Genomic DNA, 16,103 nt, shown 5'->3' on the forward strand with positions numbered 1-16,103 from the left:
AAGCCAACTCCCAAGGAAAGGGGCGTATCCCTATGAGCAATATGGATCAGCAGACTCAAGAAAACGTTGAGATCATGATCGAAGCGATCAAAACCAAGCTAAGAATGGCGTCTGGCGCGGCCATGCAGGCATCCAACTTTAGCGTAGACCAATACGAGGATATTAAGGATCTGTATGATATCGTCAACGGCAAAGATAGATTCAGCATCAGTGAAGTCGAAGCATTGGTATCAGAGCTTGGCAAGCTCCGCAAAAAATAATAAATCGATAGACTTGCATATATCGTTTATTCTGCCATTAAGAACCATTAATTATCATTATTCGACAAAAAAGAACCGGGATCGTTCAAGACGATTCCGGTTCTCTTCTTATCCAATTCCGTTACTCCTGCGTATCCGAATCTTCGCTTTGCTCCGCATCCACCGCTTCAATAGACAGCTTAATGGAGATCTCCTTGTGCTCGCCCTTCAGGAAATGCGCCAATCTCTCCAGCTTATCGGCCAGCTCAGGTCCTGCAAGCGTCGTGTTGAGCTGATAGCCGAACGAGTCGGAAGGAAGCTTCGCGCCATAACTGCCGCCGCGCCAGCCGCGATCATCGGCATGGCCTTGCCGTTGGTTCAGGTTTTCTTGCGCAGGGTAGAACTTGTCCGATTTGTTCACAACACGTTCGTAGATTCTCAGCTTCTTCAGCAGCATGTAATATTGCGCAGAATGCTTGAAGTTCCAAGCCTCCCGAATATCTTTAAGCGTATAGTCCATCTTCCATCGCTTTAGTTTCTCCACCTGCTCATCTGAGCTGAGCTGCAAAAATTCGTCGAGCGGCAGCATTTTTTCTGGCATTACTATCCCTCCATTATGATCTATCATCATTAAAAATTATTAATTCTAAAAACAATATTTATTATATAAAAAATACCATAATCATTCAAAAAACACAACAAAGAACCTTCCCGTTCATCGCATCGCCGATTTTCAGGAAGGTTCGCTATTCATTTTGGACTTGTTCCTGCCGACGCAAGGAACCGATGGAAGGCTTCTTGGCCCTGCTTTGTACGCTTGAATACGCCAGCATCCGTCAGCACCTCAAGGAACCGCTCGCCGGTTTCCCGCTGCATGATTGCCCATGCCTCCGCCTCCGAATTCGCCGTGCCGTACTTCTCCGCCAGCTCCAACAGCCACTCTGCATGCTTGTGCAGCGGATGCTCGTCCCGCTCCAGCAGTCCGATATCCTCACCCGCATCCGCCGTCAGATACAGGGACAAGCTCCGCAGCTCCTCGCTCAGCCTGCCCGGAAGCACCGCCAGCCCCATCACTTCTATCAGTCCTATATTCTCTTTCTTGATATGATGCAAATTCTGATGAGGGTGGAAGATGCCGTCCGGATGCTCGCTGCTGGTCCGGTTGTTGCGCAGCACGAGGTCCAGCTCGTAGTCGCCGTTATCCCGCAGGCGCGCGATTGGCGTAATCGTATTATGAGGCTCACGCTGTCCGCCGGCATGTTCCGTCCATGCCAGAACTTCGGCAGCTTCATCGCTGTAGCCTCGCCATGCGTCAAGAATCCGTCCCGCTGCAGCCAGCACCGCATCCCGCGACGCTCCGTTCAGCCGGATGACCGACATCGGCCACTCCACGATCCCCATTGTGACGCCAGGGCAAGCGGCATCCGTAAAGCTCGCCTCAACCTTCGCCGTCTCCATCGGGAATACATGACGCCCGGCCTGGAAGTGGTCATGGCTCAGAATGGAGCCGCCTACAATAGGCAGGTCCGCATTGGAGCCGATAAAGTAATGCGGGAACTGCTCGACAAAATCAAGCAGCCTCACAAACGTGCCCTGGGAAATCGACATCGGCTCATGCGCCGCTTTCAGCACGATGCTATGCTCGTTGTAATACACATAAGGCGAATATTGAAAATACCAGTCTTCGCCCCCAAGTCTAAGCGGGAGCACTCTCAGGTTCTGTCTGGCCGGATGATCGAGCCTCCCGGCATAGCCTACGTTGTCAGCACATAGGAGGCATCGCGGATATCGCCCTTGCGGCATCGTTCTCAGCTTCGCGATTTCTTGCGGATCCTTCTCCGGCTTGGACAAGTTGATGGTCATCTCCAGACTGCCGTAGGAGGTATCATGACGCCAGTACAGATTGCTTGCGATTCGGTCCATGCGTATATAATTGCCCGCGATGCTCATCCGGTAGAAGGCGTCCGTCGCGCTTGCCAGCCCTTCCCGCTCCGCCCGCTCGCGGAAACGCGCGGCCGCTTCGGAAGGCCTTGGCATCAGCAGCCCCATGATCCGGGCATCCAGCAAATCCCGTTGCGTCATTGTGCTATCCGGCACAAGGCCGATCGAGCAGCCGTAATCCAGCAGCGGCTCCAGCAGCTCGGAGGCATTCTCCACAGCTCCCTCCGGGACCGCTCCGCCATAAGGCTCCGTAAATCCGAATAGATCGAGCAGGGCATTGCGCCCATAAGTCAGATCCAGCTCATGAAGCAGCTCCTGCCGCTGCGCGAATGCCAATAAACGTTCGATCAGCAGCAGCGCTTCTTCAGAGGAAGGCAACGCTTGCGTAGCGATACTCATGCTGTCCAGCTCCTCTCGCGCATGTGCGGGTTGATGCCCACTAGCCCTCGTAACCGTTCGGGCGCGATACATGCCAGTTCCATGCGCTTGTGATAATATGCTTTAGCTCGCTGCGGCGCGGCTCCCATCCCAGCTCCGTGCGCGCACGCTGGGAAGATGCGATCAGCACGGCAGGATCGCCTGCGCGGCGCGGCTCGATCACCGCCGGAATCTCCTTGCCGGTTACAGCCCGGGCATGCTCGATGACTTCTTTGACAGAGAAGCCCTGGCCGTTGCCCAAATTGTAGATCGCGCTGTCAGCGCCGGAGCGCAGGCGGTCGACTGCCAGCACATGCGCGTCTGCCAGATCGCTGACGTGAATATAATCGCGGATGCAGGTGCCGTCCGGCGTATCGTAGTCATCGCCGAATACGGAGATATGAGGACGCTTGCCAAGCGCCGCCTCCAGTACGATCGGCACCAGATGCGTCTCCGGCCGGTGGTCCTCCCCGATCTTGCCGCTCTCATGGGCTCCTGCTGCATTGAAGTAGCGCAGGGATATGAATTTGATGCCATGGGCCGTATCGAACCATCTCATCATCTTCTCCATCGCCAGCTTGGTCTCGCCGTAAGCATTAGTAGGCAATGTCCGGTCATACTCGTCGATTGGGACATTCTCCGGCTCGCCGTATGTCGCTGCAGTCGATGAGAAGACAATTTTTTGAACCTCGTATTCATTCATCTTCTCAAGCAGGCACAGGGTTCCGTATACATTGTTGTGATAATATTTGCCCGGCTGCTTCATGCTTTCGCCGACAAGAGAGTTCGCGGCAAAGTGAATGACCGCATCAATCTCGTTCTCTGTGAATACCCGGTCCAGCACGTCGGCATCGCGCAAGTCGCCGACATAGAGCTTGCCGCCAAGCAATGCTTCCTTGTGACCCTGCTGCAAGTTATCCAGCACAACGATTTCCTCGCCGCGCTCAACCAGCGCCGCTACCGCATGGGAGCCGATATAGCCTGCTCCGCCCGTTACTAATACTGCCATTTCACCATCTCCTCGTTCATATTGGCGGCAAGCAGATTACGCTTCCAGCCGTTCGACGCCGTTGCCGATGCTGCATACATAGAAGTCTGCCTTAAGTCCGGTAGCCCCTGTATACTGGCGCCCGACCTCTTCCTGGAACAGAGCCACGCTTTCCTCATGAACAAGCGAGACTGTGCAGCCGCCGAAGCCTGCTCCAGTCATGCGCGAGCCTGCCACGCCCGGCACTTCGCGGGCGGCATCTACCAGCGCATCCAGCTCGGGGCCGGTTACTTCGTACAAGTCGCGCAGCGATTGATGAGAGGCATACATCAGTTCTCCGAATCGCTCCAGATCTCCCTCGCTAAGCGCCTTCACCGATTGCAGCACGCGCTCATTCTCTTCCACCACATGCTGTGCGCGCCTTCTGACCGTCTCGTCTTTTATGAGATGCTTGCTGTTATGGAATTGCTCCGCGCTTAGCTGGCCCAGCAGCTCAAGGCTTGCATACTCGGCGCGAAGCTCTTCGACTGCGCGATCGCATTCGGAGCGCCGTTCGTTGTATTTGGAATCCGCAAGGCCTCTACGCTTGTTGGTATTGGATATAATCAGGCGGTAATCTCCTGTGCGGAACGGAACCTGTTCAACTTTCAACGTATCGCACATGAGCAGCATCGCATGATCGCGCAATCCATTCGCGACAGCGAACTGGTCCATAATGCCGCATTTGACGCCGTTGAACTCATTCTCCGATTTTTGGGACAATAATGCAATTTTTGTTTTATCCAGAGGCAAGCCCTCCATAGACAGCAATGCATAGGCCGTCACCACTTCAATCGACGCAGATGAGGACAAGCCCGCTCCATTCGGAATTTCGCCATGATAGAGCAGATCATAGCCTTGAGTGAACGCAATGCCTTGGCTCAGAAGCTCATGGACAATGCCTTTCGGGTAGTTCATCCAGTCGTCCTCGCGGTCATACGCCACGGAGTCGATGGACAACAGCTTCGACAGCTGAAAGTTGGTCGAAGCCAATCCCAGGCTCCGGTCCTTTCTTCTCCGGATCAGCAATGTTGTGCCGAAGGTAAGCGCCGCAGGGAATACATAACCTCCATTGTAGTCCGTATGCTCGCCGATCAGATTAACTCTTCCGGGCGCATGATAGACTTCAATATCCGACGGCTGTCCGCCAAAGTGTTCGATGAATTGAGTTTTTAGAGCTTCTATATTAGCCATTCGCCTTCACGTTCCTTTGCTGATGGAATTAAACTCTGGTCTCTTTAGCCTTAGTATAGTGGATGAGGGCTGGAAGGGAAATGGCGGAATGGTTACATCATATGGATTTATGTGACTTTTCGCAGCCTATTCATGCATGATAAGATGGTCGCACAAGCTTCGGATTACAGAGTCACGGAAAGGGGTAATGCTTATGAAGCCGGAAACCTATCGCGTCGCATCGAACCCGGCCATTGAGACTGACGAGGATACGGCCCTGCGCGTCTTGTTCTCCGGTGAGAGCCAGACCGCTCCAAGCCATCTTCTTGGGCCGAAGGTCTACGACTTCTACCTTATGCATCTAGTCTTATCGGGACGGGGCACGTTCGAGCTGGAGGGCGCAAGCTTCAAGCTGGAAGCCGGACATACATTCCTTATCAAGCCGGGCCAGCTCATTCGCTATGAATCCGATGCGGCCGATCCGTGGCGTTACCGATGGATTGCTTTCAAAGGAACGCAGGCGGACGACCTCGCGGCATTAGCCGGCTTCGACGCCGGGAAGGGGCAGCCTATTCGCCTATCCGACCTCCGCCGTGCAGCTATTTTGTACCGCAGCGTTTACCTTGCTCTAAGCGGCGATGGCGCTGCCGCCGCAATGGAAGCTGCCGGATATCTCCAGATTCTTATGGCGGCATACCGTAAGGCCTCCCTCGCGTCCAACCGTCAGCCGGGGGAAGAGGACAACCACGGCGATCAGCTGTATCAGCGGGTTGTGCGCTTCTTGTCCGCCCAATATACGCATCCTGTATCCATAGGAGCGATGGCCGATTCGCTTGGTTATAACAGAGCTTACCTGTCGCGTGTCTTCAAGAAGAAGACCGGCTTATCGCCGGTAACATTCCTGCTCAGGCTCAGGCTCGACCGGGCTAAGCTCATGCTTCGCGAGCAGCCAGAACTAACCGTAGGGCAAGTCGCCGCGTCTGTCGGCATACAAGATGCGCTGTATTTCTCCAAGCAATTCAAGAAGCAGCACGGACTGTCCCCAATGGCTTATAGACAGGATATACGAGGGCAGCTGGCGGATACGTGAGAACCGGCGATGGATATACTACAGATAGAGCTTTCAAGGGAAGGGTGTATCTATGAAGGAGCTTCACTCAGGACAACTCTATTGGCCGACAACACGGCCGGAATCAAGATCTTATCCCGCGCTCCGGGAATCGACATCAGCCACAGTAGCCGTCATAGGCGGGGGCATGTCCGGCGTGAATTGCGCCCACGCCTTCATCTCAGCGGGATTGGATACCGTGCTTGTCGAGCGCGGGGAAATTGCCGGAGGGAGCACGTCGGCGAACACGGGCATATTGCAGTACAGCAACGACGTGATGTTATGCGACCTGATCGGCCAGATCGGCCAATCCAATGCGCAAATCTTCTATAGAAGATGCCTGCAGGCGATAGATGAATTGGAGCAGACTGCCTCGGCCTTGCCTGAGAATGTCGGCTTCAAGAGAAGAAGCAGCCTGTACTTTGCATCTACGGAACAAGAGCTGCCCAAGCTTAAGAAAGAATTCGAGGCGCTAAGCGAAGCTGGTTTGCCAGTAGAATACTGGTCAGCCGATGAGATCTCAAAGCACTTTCCATTCCGGAAGCCGGGAGCGATTATTACGCATGGAGACGCAGAGGTGAATCCATTCCAATTCGTAAACGCGCTTGCCGATGCGGCATCCGGGAAAGGCGCACGTCTATATGAACACACCGATATTGTCCGTCATGAGAGACTTGATGGCGGCCGACACAGACTTCACACATCGGGCGGCCATACGATTGAAGCGAATTACGTTGTATTTGCTATCGGCTACGAGCCGGAAGAGCTTCGAGGCAAGCTGGTAAAAGCTATTATGAACCGTTCTTACTCTATCGCTACTTCCCCCGTCCCAGAACCGTACTTGAAGCAATGGCATCAGCATTGGCTTATCTGGGAGACAGCCAGACCCTACCTCTATATGCGGTTGACTGGGGATGGACGCATTATAGCAGGCGGTCTGGACGAGCAAATCGAGCAGCCCGTCCATAGCGAAGAAGTCTTGAGAAAAAGAAGCTTGCAGCTATTGAATCGAATTCAATCCTTATTCCCTGAATGGCCGCTGGACATTGAATATGTATGGAACGCCACCTTCGGAGAATCGCAGGACAATCTCCCCTTTATCGGAGAAGATCCTGCACTGCCCGGGGTTTATTACAATCTGGGATATGGCGGGAACGGAACCGTCTATTCTATGATTGGGGCGAGGACGATACTGGGACTAGTGCTTGGCGATTACTCGGCTCACCCACTGCCCTTTATCAGCATACGAACCTAAATCAAGCTGCCTCATCGGCATCATCCCGATGAGGCAGCTTTTATGATATAAGATCATTATGCGGCAGCCGCCTTCTTCCTCTTCCCTTTGCCTTTGCCCGGCTTCATGCCGAACAAGGCAACGACACAGCATAATAACGCTACTCCCGCCAAGGAATAAAACAGCCATTCTTCATGATTTAGAAGCGCAGACGCCGTTAACGGCCCTACGGCTACACCAATAAACCTCATACTGCTGTACAATGACGTGATTGTCCCCCGCTGCTCCTTCTCCACGCCTTCCGTAATAAGCGCATCCAGGCAAGGCAGCGATAATCCTATCCCAACGCCGCCTGCAAACATGACGGAGATTAGAAATACGATACTCTTTGTATTCACGAGTCCGCATATCAGCATAGCCGCTGTGAGCAGTGCCGCCCCGACAACGGAGAACCATTTCATCTTAGGCTTGCTCTCGCCAACAACTTTGCCGGCAATGAATGAAGACAAGCAGATAGCGCATAGCGGAATCGCAAGGATAAGGCCCTTCCAGAGCCCGTCGATATGATAATGATCCTCCAGTACGGAAGATAAATAATAAAGGAAGGCGAACATCACAAACATCAAAATACCGCCAATCGCGAAGATAGCGTAAAGCCAACGATTCTGGCCCAGTATTTCCTTTGTATTGCTTATGAAGTCCTTCAAGCCCCTTGGGGCTTCCTTCTTCTGCTTCTTCGGTTTTGGCACTTTTACGAAGTAAGCCACAGCAAAGATTGATATCGCCGAAAATAAAGGAATGACAGCAAGCGGCATAAACCAGATGATCAGCGCCAGAGCAGAGCCGAGTATCGGGCTAAGTACCTTGCCAAATGTATTAGACGTCTCGATCATGCCGAGTCCGCTGCTGATCTGCTGCTGGCTTCGGAACATATCTCCAACCAAAGGGAGCACAATCGGAAATGCGCCTGCTGCTCCCATGCCTTGTACAAGCCGTCCGCCTAAAATAACGTAATAAGCGGCTTGATCCTGTAATAGCCAGGCGCCTAGTCCTGAAATAATGCCTCCAATAGCTGCAATTATTAATCCGATAAGAATAATGAGTTTTCTGCCGAAACGATCCGACAGATAACCCGCAATCGGGATGCAGATAATGGAGACCGCGGCGTATACCGTAATAATCAGGCTGGATTGGACGGGAGAAATGTTCAGCTTTTTCTGCATCAAGGGCAGAACAGGGATCAACATGGAATTGGCAAGCGTCATGATGAGGGGGATAGAGGCTAACGCCGCCAAATCCCATTTTTTCTTATCGCTCACGCTTATTCCCCATTCTATAATGTGATAACAACAATAAACCACCGACGCTGCACCGCAGACTCGCCTATTCTCTCCCGATTAATTTGTACGGTTAGACCAAATATATTCCGCATCCCTGCTGTCAGAATATGAATAAGACAGGGATTCCACCCCATAGGCTATTGTAGGGAGGGATCGTACATATGGATGAACAAGCTTGGTTCGAGCACCGCTTCTGGCTGCAAATATTAGGGGATCATTCCAGATTTATTTACAACGCGCTGTCGCCCGTGGAATTAAAAGATATTCAGACCGCCTCGCAATTTATTCATCACTATGATCAGCTGCTGAATCAAGCAAGGGAGCAATCCATTGCTCTTGCCGAGCTGAATGCGGCGGCCAATACCTTGACCGGACAGCTTCGCGCCTTCAAGCTGGATCTGCTTGACCGCACGCTGCGCGGGAAAGTGAAAATCGGCTTTACTCCTACATTCCTGAATCATATGGTCAATGAGCTGGAGGAGTATCAGCGTATCCTGGCTTCCTTGCTGGAGGGAAAAGGAGTTCCCCAGTTCCCTTCGCTTCACCATGACCTGCTCTGGCTTCAGGATGCTTCCGGGCATGCCGCCTCCATCGCCATGGATCTGGATTCGGTCGAAAAGCGCCTGATCAAAAAAAGCCGAAAATTCGAAAAGCACTTTACCCAGTTCTATATAAAATCCATTGAACTGGTAGGCTACTTCCGTACCATGAGAGACCGTTATCCCGTATTAGGCAAATTCCATAACGACGTTAATTTGGAGATGAAGATATTCATGTCGTTCCTGAAGGAGCTCGAAGAGCTGGAGCTAAGCGAAGAGCTGCTCAGCCGTATCGATCCGCTTATGCCCAATCACATGTACCGGGAAGAATGTTATTATTTGCTCAAGCTGTCCCAAAGCGGCGATATCGCCAAACCTGATTGCGACCCGGCGGAGCCCAGAATATAACAGGGGGCCTTCACAAGCCCGACTTCAATGAGGCATCGGCTTAATGCGGCATTGCCATTTCATTGAAATGCTCGGCGAGCGTCGCTAATTGCTTCTCAAGCTCTTCATCCTGCATTGGCATGCCATGACCCGTTATGACGGCGCGCGGCTTTAACGCTTCCAGCTTGCGAACCGATTGCCTGGCCGCCTCCCAATCGGTCGTCAAATATTTGGGCGGCCCGTTCATCTCCCGCTCTTGCGTGAACACCTTGTACAGCGACTCTTGCTTGACTGTAACAAAAGCATCTCCGGCTATCAAAACACGGTCACGCTCACGGAATAATGAGATATGGCCCCCTGTATGACCGGGTGTATGCAGCCACTTCCAATGGGGCAGATAAGGGATGCTTCCATCCTCGGGCAGCGTATGGATATATTCCCCCAATTGAATCGGCCGGACGGGGAACAAGGGAGACATCTTGGCAACAAGGCCGCTATCGACACTTGGGTCCGGCTCTGGATAGCTCTCTTGTCCGGTCAGGTAAGGCATCTCCGCAAGATGAGCGTACACTGGCACATTCCAATGCCTGATAAGCTCCACAATAGCGCCGACATGGTCGAAGTGACCGTGCGTCAGGACAATGGCCGCCGGCTTCTTCCCGCTTCCGAATCGCCGCTCTGCTGCCTCAATGATCGCATCGGCAGAGCCGGGCATACCCGCATCGACCAATACCCACCCTTCCTGCCCAGGCATGCCGACAAAGCATATATTGACGATCTGAACCGTATATCCCGCAACATCCGAAGCCACTTCATGAATGTCCCCGCTCTCCAGCGAAGTTACTGGAAGATAATGATAGTCGCTTCCATAGGATAAATGGTCATGCTGCTTCTCTTCCATTCGTTCCTCCTCCTAACTTCCATCGGCAATACGATACGCGCCGCAGCGGCGGAAGGCCGCTTCCGCAATGCCTAGCTTGGAGAGATCCGGTCCGCCGTCCTTGTCGAGAAGCGACTTGCTTTCATCGGTTTCTACAATAAAGGCGATCGCGCCGCTTCTTACGGCCTCCGAGCATAGCTTCGATTCCTTGCTGTCCAGTCCAAGCGCCTGGTATGCGCGGGTGCTGCTGTTGTCGATGAAGCCAAGCGGCGCGCCCGTCGAGTAGTTGCCGTTCCATCCGCCTCCCGCCGAATCCAGAAATGAAGTCATGCCATACCCGCCCGCCACATTGGGATAGCCGTTGCTAGGATTAATGACCAAGCCCATATAGCTAAGCTCTCCTCCCCTTGTGCCTGTCTCCTCCAGCTCGCGCATTTCCTCTACATGAGTGTCGGTCTCCGTCTCGATTCGTCTGGAGTGCTCCCAATCCTTCGTCAGAATAAGCATCTCTCCCGGCGTAAATCCCGCCTGCTCAAGCTCCTCGATTGCCGTAATAACATCCTGCTGCCTTTCAAATAATCCGATTTTTTTGGCCATATTGATGGTTCGCTTCCCTTCCTTAAGCTATTGGTCCTTTCAGTTGGTATGCCCAATGGCACTCGGAATCAATCGAATTTGTCGCTTGAAGCAGAATTTTGACAAATAACGTCAGATTAGGAGCAACAGGTTGTGCGGCTAGCCAAGTTCGGGGTATGATGTTGTGTAGATATGGGAGAAAACGAGCAAAGGGGATGGAAGGATGATTCATCGGATGCTTCGGTATCCCGAGGGCTGGGAATGGCATGTCGTTCAGCAAGCCAGATACGAGCCCCTGGATCAGCAGCCGCTCCCGAGCAGGAAGGCCGCCGCTAGAGGCGAAGATGCACCTGCATTGACACGCGCAAAACCAAAACCTACGGTGTCCGAAGCACAATCGCAAGCCGAAGAGCACATTACGGAGTTGAAACGCGAATTTCCGGAATGCGCAATATGGCTGGATGAATGCCAGGGCAGACGAACGAATCATATATATGTAGACGAACAGCCGGTGATTGGCTCCATTCTGTGCGGCACCTTGATGATCCAGGTGACCGAGGATCAATCCGACTTGCAGCCCTTCCACTTCTGGCTGTCTCGAAGCCGATTGGTTACGATGCATGAAGATATGCGGGTACCATTACGGCTTCAATCCGGCTCGCATACGCTGAAGTTCGATGATTGCAAGATTGCGCCAGAAGCTTTCTTCATTATGATCAGCGTGCTGCTGGAGACCTTCCACACCGGCTTGGACGGCTTTGAGCGCAGACTTGGCGAGCTGGAGAAGACGATGAGGCAGCGCAATCAGACCGGATTGCTTGATGTTATCTTCGAGAGACGGTACGAGCTTCTCCACTGGAGTCATCTCTTTATTCCAATCAGAGAATTGTACGGAGCGGCTAAGGAGTCGTTCACAGACGATCTGGGGGACAAGGAAGCCTTCATCCGCATCACGCATAAGCTGGAGCGTATCGAGACGCTGCTGAAGCATTACGCACTGGAGATCGATACCCTAATATCCATGGACGATGCCATATCCAGCTTCCGAGGCAACGATATTATGAAGACGCTCACGATTTTCACTGTTCTGTTCCTCCCTGCTACAATTGCAGGCTCGCTTATGGGAAGCAACTTTAGCAATCTGCCGTACAAGGATCACCCTTGGGGCTTCACAGCCATGACGATTGGCATCTTCGCCATTACAATCGGCATCTACATCTGGCTATATAAAAAAGGCTGGACCGGCGACTTGCTGAACAAAAAAGGAAATCCAATTCTTATGGAAGACAAGCCGGATTTGCAAAAAGGCCGCAGCTCTCGCAGGCAGGCCAAACGGAAGAAAGCAGCGAAACCAAAAAACAGCCATGCGCCAGCACCTGGCGATACATCCCAGACTTCCCTTGCTATGCGTTCCCGAAAAAATCGCGTGTAATTCGCCGATTGAGTACGGGAACGTTTTTTATATGCGCGCCTGTGCAAGCACCTATTCTGGGCGATTCACATACATTATCCCATCAGTCGGTTGCGACGGAGGGATGACAATGATGTCAGAATCGGAGCATGCGAGAGGCATGGAGCCGGATTTGGGGACTGCGCTGTTCATGGCTGCGGTATGCGGACAAACTTACGTACAATTCAACAACAAAGATGACGGCTTATTCCTCGTTCCCCGCTCATACAGTCTGGTAGGGGAATTTACCGCTGCGAACGCTTATGATCAGCGGCAGGAACGCTTCGGCTTCCTGATCGTGTCTGAGCAATGCGCTATATTAGCCTTTAGAGGCACCGGCTCCGCGGTGGATTGGGTTTCAGACTTCATCGCGCACCAGACGGTCTATCGCCCTGTCCGCAATGCAGGACTGACACATAAAGGCTTTACCGATATCTATATGTCCGCGCGAGATCAGGTGCATGCCTTGCTCGGGCAGCTTCCATACGACAAGCCCTTGTTTATTACAGGCCATAGCCTTGGCGGCGCTCTTGCTACTCTGGCAGCGCTGGATATCGCAGCGAATACGCCGTTCCTGGCCCCCATGGTCTACACCTTTGGCGCCCCTAGAGTCGGCGATCCCAAATTCGTGCAAGCCTATAATTACATCGTACCTTTACACTTCCGATTCCAGAACGAATTCGATATCGTGCCGCATCTGCCTCCGCTTGTTTATCAATCGCCGCGAACGAAAGGCACGTATTTCTATTTGCACGTCAAAGGCGAAGTACAGCGCTCCTTCCGCATGGGCTCTGTCTCCAGCAATCATATCTTATCCAGCTACTTCTCCGATTTGGCCAAAGAAAAACCCGCAGACGCAGCACTGATGTGCGCTGAGCCTCCGGGCTGGTGTCCGGCTGTCGAGGATGAATAAGGATGCCTCTATGCCGGCAAAACGTAAAGCAGAATAGCAAAGAAATGAACAATCGATCCCGCCAATACGAACATATGCCATACGGCATGATGATACGGGAAGCTGCGCCACATATAAAAGATGGTGCCTACCGTATACAGAATGCCTCCAGTTACAAGCAATTGCAGGCCGCCTGGCGCCAAATGCGTCGTTAGCGGCTTCCATGCAAATACGATAATCCAGCCCATTGCGATGTACAATATCGTGGAGGTGAACAGGTATCTGGATGGAAAAATCGACTTAAATACCGTTCCGACGATGGCGATTCCCCATACAATGCCGAACAATACCCAACCAAGCGCTCCTTGGACGATATGGAACAGAATAGGCGTATACGTACCCGCAATAAAGACATAAATTAATGAATGGTCAAGCGATTCGAATACGCGCTTGGCCTTTCCAATCGGAAAGCTATGGACAAGAGTCGAAGCCAAATACAGCAGCAGCATGGCGGAGCCATAAATCGTGAAGCTGACGACATGCATGGCCGTGCCCTTTAGAGATGCGAATACAATGAGCAGCACAAGCCCCGCTATGCTGAGCAGCGCGCCAATGCCATGCGTAATCGCATTGGCAATCTCTTCGCCTTTGGAGAATGTATGAGTATTAGCCATAAGATAACCATCCTCTTCCGACGCGGCCTGCGAACATGCAGGAAGCGTCATGGTATGATGCTTACCTTCAAGTCTAATGGATTACAGCCATTCTTTCAACCACGCCCGCACCCGCCCGATCGTCTTATCCAGATTGCATACCGATTCCGTATCCATAAATGGCTCCGTATTGCGGAAGTAATCGGCATGTCCGCCCACCGTCGGAATGCCCTCCACATATCCCGGCGCATACTTGAAGCGATTCCAGGTCGGCATGGTCCGCCCCGCTCTCGTCCACCCGCCCCAGCTGCCAATGCGGCTAATGGGGTCGTTCAGCTTGCCCAGGTTGTCGATGGAGTGAAAGTAGCTGACCCGATCCTTAAGGACAGGATCGATCGGCGTTCGCGGCGAACCGACTTGTACAACGCGCAAGTCCCGCACGGAGCCCTCTTCGACCAGCATGCGGGCGGCCTGGTAAGCAGCTGCGCCTCCACCGCTATGACCAATGAATAGCGCCTTCTCCCCTTTGACGGTATCCTTGATTTGCTGCCATACATATTTGCCTCCGATTCTGCCTGCCCGCATCCGATTGGACAAGTCCGTCTTGACCTCCATCAGTTGCCTCATTAAGCTGCGGCTGGCGTCACCGTAAGGAAATAACACCTGTATCGTATGTTCAATTCCTTCCGCATGCAGCTGCTCAGTAAGCCTGGACTGGCATGCATTGAAGGAGCAAGGGTTTGTCTTCACTCCGGCAAGCAGATAGACGCGGAGCGACGATGTACTCACTGCCATAGAGAATCCCTCCAGTGAAATATCGATGTGTCGTTATCCTCATTATGCGGGGACTCCGGGATAATCATTCTTGAATTTCACTGTCAGTTCCGACCACACTTGCAACCCGGCACAACACCCGTCCAAAAAACAATTCATGCAAACAACTGCCGCTGGCAGCGCTCACATGACAACTAGGCTATATCCTATTCAACACATTGGCGGATTGCGAATCCGTCAAATATAAAAAGAACGCCAATCGCTTCTCGCGGCTGACGTTCCGTTCATGATATTGCGTGTTATACGCCCATTTTTTTGCGCTGGTTGTTAACCTTTTTTGTGTTCTGGCTTTTCAGCTCCTGAGTCCCGGTTGAAAGATGCTTCTGACCTGGCTTGCCGCCGGAGGCTGCTTGCTTCTTCTGAGCCAGCAATTGCTTGGCGCGCTCGGCCTGGGATAACGGCTTGGACGGCTGAGCTTCGTTTTGTTCATTCGTAGACATAGGTTCACCTCGCTTTATGCTCCAATCATTACTATTCTACTACACTTACATACCGCGTAAAAGAGCCTTTCGACAGCCTTGCCTGATTCCTTACCCTGAAATCCGCTTTGATGAAACGCTCCGGGATATCCTCCGTCGTCACAATGACCGCTCGCCCCGCCATTCTTCGGACAGCCCGCAGCATATCCAGCGATTCCTCCTCCGGCAAGACAGAGCAGAGGTTGTACGGCATGTCCACGATCGCCGCGTCATACTGCTTCGCCGCATTCCGCATATCGCCAAGCATCACCTTATCGGGATAGCCGAAGTGAGCCAGGTTCAGCCTCGCTCCCCGCACTGCAAGGGGGTTGCGGTCTATCCCGTCTATAGCAATGCCCATCGACATCGCCTCGATAAGCACCGTACCCATGCCGCAGCATGGATCGATCAACCGCAGAGACGCCGGCTTCGCCTCCCCGGCAGCAATATTCACGATCGCTCTGGCCGCGCGGGTTGGCAGCGCAGTGGAATAATTTTGAGGCTTGCTCTGGTGCTTGAGCCATATCGATTCAGCGTCCTCGCTCGGTCCGAACAGCCAGCCCCCCTTGTAACGGATCAGTCCAAACTGCCTATCCGGCCTGCGCATCTCTGCCTGGCCCTTCATGACGGAACCGACAGTTCGCTCCAGCTTGCGGCGCTCTTCATAATCGTGATGCTCGTCCCCTTCCGTGTACAGCACCTTAAAGCTTCCGCTCACAGGCTCAAGCAGGGCAAGCCGCTCCGTAAGCTCAGTCAGATTCTCCGCTTCCTCCAGTATGCGAATGCGCCGTTTGAAGAATGGGCTTCGGTTCACGGACGGCAAGTCTTCATTCGCCTGCACAGATACGATGCCAGGCCCGATAGCCGCCTCGCACCCGAACAGGGAATCCAGCTCCAATGCGCATAACTCCGCCTCGTCTTCATGCCTTGCATATGTATAGATGGCTTTCATGCT

The 16,103-nt window shown here is 52.9% G+C and carries 17 protein-coding genes; 6 read left to right on the forward strand and 11 right to left on the reverse strand.

The genetic code is table 11. From position 1 onward, the window contains the following. Window positions 1–32 precede the first annotated feature (32 nt). Entirely contained in the window at window positions 33–260 is a 228-nt protein-coding gene (locus D3P09_RS14575) for a DUF1128 domain-containing protein (RefSeq protein WP_120111347.1), read from the forward strand. A 121-nt stretch (window positions 261–381) separates the two neighbouring features. Here D3P09_RS14575 and D3P09_RS14580 read toward each other — a convergent pair whose 3' ends face one another. From D3P09_RS14580 to D3P09_RS14595, 4 genes are all read right to left on the reverse strand, one after another. After that, entirely contained in the window at window positions 382–840 is a 459-nt protein-coding gene (locus D3P09_RS14580; protein WP_120111350.1) for a hypothetical protein, read from the reverse strand. A 149-nt stretch (window positions 841–989) separates the two neighbouring features. Beyond that, the gene (locus D3P09_RS14585; RefSeq protein ID WP_120111353.1) at window positions 990–2,579 is read right to left on the reverse strand and encodes a UDP-glucose--hexose-1-phosphate uridylyltransferase; all 1,590 of its coding nucleotides are present in this window, start codon (window positions 2,577–2,579) and stop codon (window positions 990–992) included. A 40-nt stretch (window positions 2,580–2,619) separates the two neighbouring features. Then, window positions 2,620–3,606, reverse strand: a complete 987-nt coding sequence (gene galE, locus D3P09_RS14590; RefSeq protein WP_120111355.1) for a UDP-glucose 4-epimerase GalE — start codon at window positions 3,604–3,606, stop codon at window positions 2,620–2,622. A 36-nt stretch (window positions 3,607–3,642) separates the two neighbouring features. After that, window positions 3,643–4,818, reverse strand: a complete 1,176-nt coding sequence (locus D3P09_RS14595) for a galactokinase (protein WP_120111357.1) — start codon at window positions 4,816–4,818, stop codon at window positions 3,643–3,645. 193 nt (window positions 4,819–5,011) lie between these two features. Here D3P09_RS14595 and D3P09_RS14600 point away from each other — a divergent pair, with 193 nt between their 5' ends. Next, the gene (locus tag D3P09_RS14600; protein WP_120111360.1) at window positions 5,012–5,887 is read left to right on the forward strand and encodes an AraC family transcriptional regulator; all 876 of its coding nucleotides are present in this window, start codon (window positions 5,012–5,014) and stop codon (window positions 5,885–5,887) included. A 52-nt stretch (window positions 5,888–5,939) separates the two neighbouring features. Continuing rightward, window positions 5,940–7,160: an NAD(P)/FAD-dependent oxidoreductase gene (locus D3P09_RS14605; protein WP_120111363.1), complete on the forward strand. Its 1,221-nt coding sequence runs from the start codon at window positions 5,940–5,942 to the stop codon at window positions 7,158–7,160. A 56-nt stretch (window positions 7,161–7,216) separates the two neighbouring features. On the opposite strand, the gene D3P09_RS14610 is transcribed toward D3P09_RS14605, so the two are convergent. After that, the gene (locus tag D3P09_RS14610) at window positions 7,217–8,458 is read right to left on the reverse strand and encodes an MFS transporter (protein ID WP_243644193.1); all 1,242 of its coding nucleotides are present in this window, start codon (window positions 8,456–8,458) and stop codon (window positions 7,217–7,219) included. 182 nt (window positions 8,459–8,640) lie between these two features. On the opposite strand from D3P09_RS14610, the gene D3P09_RS14615 reads away from it, so the two are divergent. After that, on the forward strand, window positions 8,641–9,426 hold the full coding sequence (locus tag D3P09_RS14615) for a DUF2935 domain-containing protein (protein ID WP_120111366.1): 786 nt from the start codon (window positions 8,641–8,643) through the stop codon (window positions 9,424–9,426). A 40-nt stretch (window positions 9,427–9,466) separates the two neighbouring features. On the opposite strand, the gene D3P09_RS14620 is transcribed toward D3P09_RS14615, so the two are convergent. Together D3P09_RS14620 and D3P09_RS14625 are read right to left on the reverse strand one after the other, a co-directional pair. After that, window positions 9,467–10,306, reverse strand: a complete 840-nt coding sequence (locus tag D3P09_RS14620; protein ID WP_120111369.1) for an MBL fold metallo-hydrolase — start codon at window positions 10,304–10,306, stop codon at window positions 9,467–9,469. A gap of 12 nt (window positions 10,307–10,318) precedes the next feature. Beyond that, on the reverse strand, window positions 10,319–10,882 hold the full coding sequence (locus D3P09_RS14625; RefSeq protein ID WP_120111371.1) for a general stress protein: 564 nt from the start codon (window positions 10,880–10,882) through the stop codon (window positions 10,319–10,321). A gap of 202 nt (window positions 10,883–11,084) precedes the next feature. Here D3P09_RS14625 and D3P09_RS14630 point away from each other — a divergent pair, with 202 nt between their 5' ends. Together D3P09_RS14630 and D3P09_RS14635 are read left to right on the forward strand one after the other, a co-directional pair. Further along, window positions 11,085–12,293 carry a magnesium transporter CorA family protein gene (locus tag D3P09_RS14630; RefSeq protein ID WP_120111374.1) on the forward strand — a complete coding sequence of 403 codons (1,209 nt, stop codon included), beginning with the start codon at window positions 11,085–11,087 and terminating at the stop codon, window positions 12,291–12,293. 109 nt (window positions 12,294–12,402) lie between these two features. Beyond that, a complete protein-coding gene (locus D3P09_RS14635; RefSeq protein WP_243644195.1) occupies window positions 12,403–13,224 on the forward strand; it encodes a lipase family protein in 822 nt (273 codons plus the stop codon). A gap of 8 nt (window positions 13,225–13,232) precedes the next feature. Here D3P09_RS14635 and trhA read toward each other — a convergent pair whose 3' ends face one another. The 4 genes from trhA to D3P09_RS14655 all read right to left on the reverse strand — a co-directional run bounded on the left by trhA (window position 13,233) and on the right by D3P09_RS14655 (window position 16,100). Beyond that, complete coding sequence (gene trhA / locus D3P09_RS14640) at window positions 13,233–13,877, reverse strand: PAQR family membrane homeostasis protein TrhA (RefSeq protein WP_120112470.1); 645 nt, start codon at window positions 13,875–13,877, stop codon at window positions 13,233–13,235. Window positions 13,878–13,958: 81 nt separating this feature from the next. Then, window positions 13,959–14,651 carry a lipase family protein gene (locus D3P09_RS14645; RefSeq protein WP_120111379.1) on the reverse strand — a complete coding sequence of 231 codons (693 nt, stop codon included), beginning with the start codon at window positions 14,649–14,651 and terminating at the stop codon, window positions 13,959–13,961. Between the two features lie 278 nt (window positions 14,652–14,929). Further along, the gene (locus D3P09_RS14650; protein ID WP_120111381.1) at window positions 14,930–15,130 is read right to left on the reverse strand and encodes a hypothetical protein; all 201 of its coding nucleotides are present in this window, start codon (window positions 15,128–15,130) and stop codon (window positions 14,930–14,932) included. Window positions 15,131–15,161: 31 nt separating this feature from the next. Continuing rightward, window positions 15,162–16,100 (reverse strand): TRM11 family SAM-dependent methyltransferase, encoded by a 939-nt coding sequence (locus D3P09_RS14655; protein ID WP_120111384.1) that lies wholly within the window; start codon window positions 16,098–16,100, stop codon window positions 15,162–15,164. Between the last annotated feature and the right edge of the window lie 3 nt (window positions 16,101–16,103).

The organism is Paenibacillus pinisoli (assembly GCF_003605435.1).
GTDB lineage: Bacteria > Bacillota > Bacilli > Paenibacillales > Paenibacillaceae > Pristimantibacillus > Pristimantibacillus pinisoli.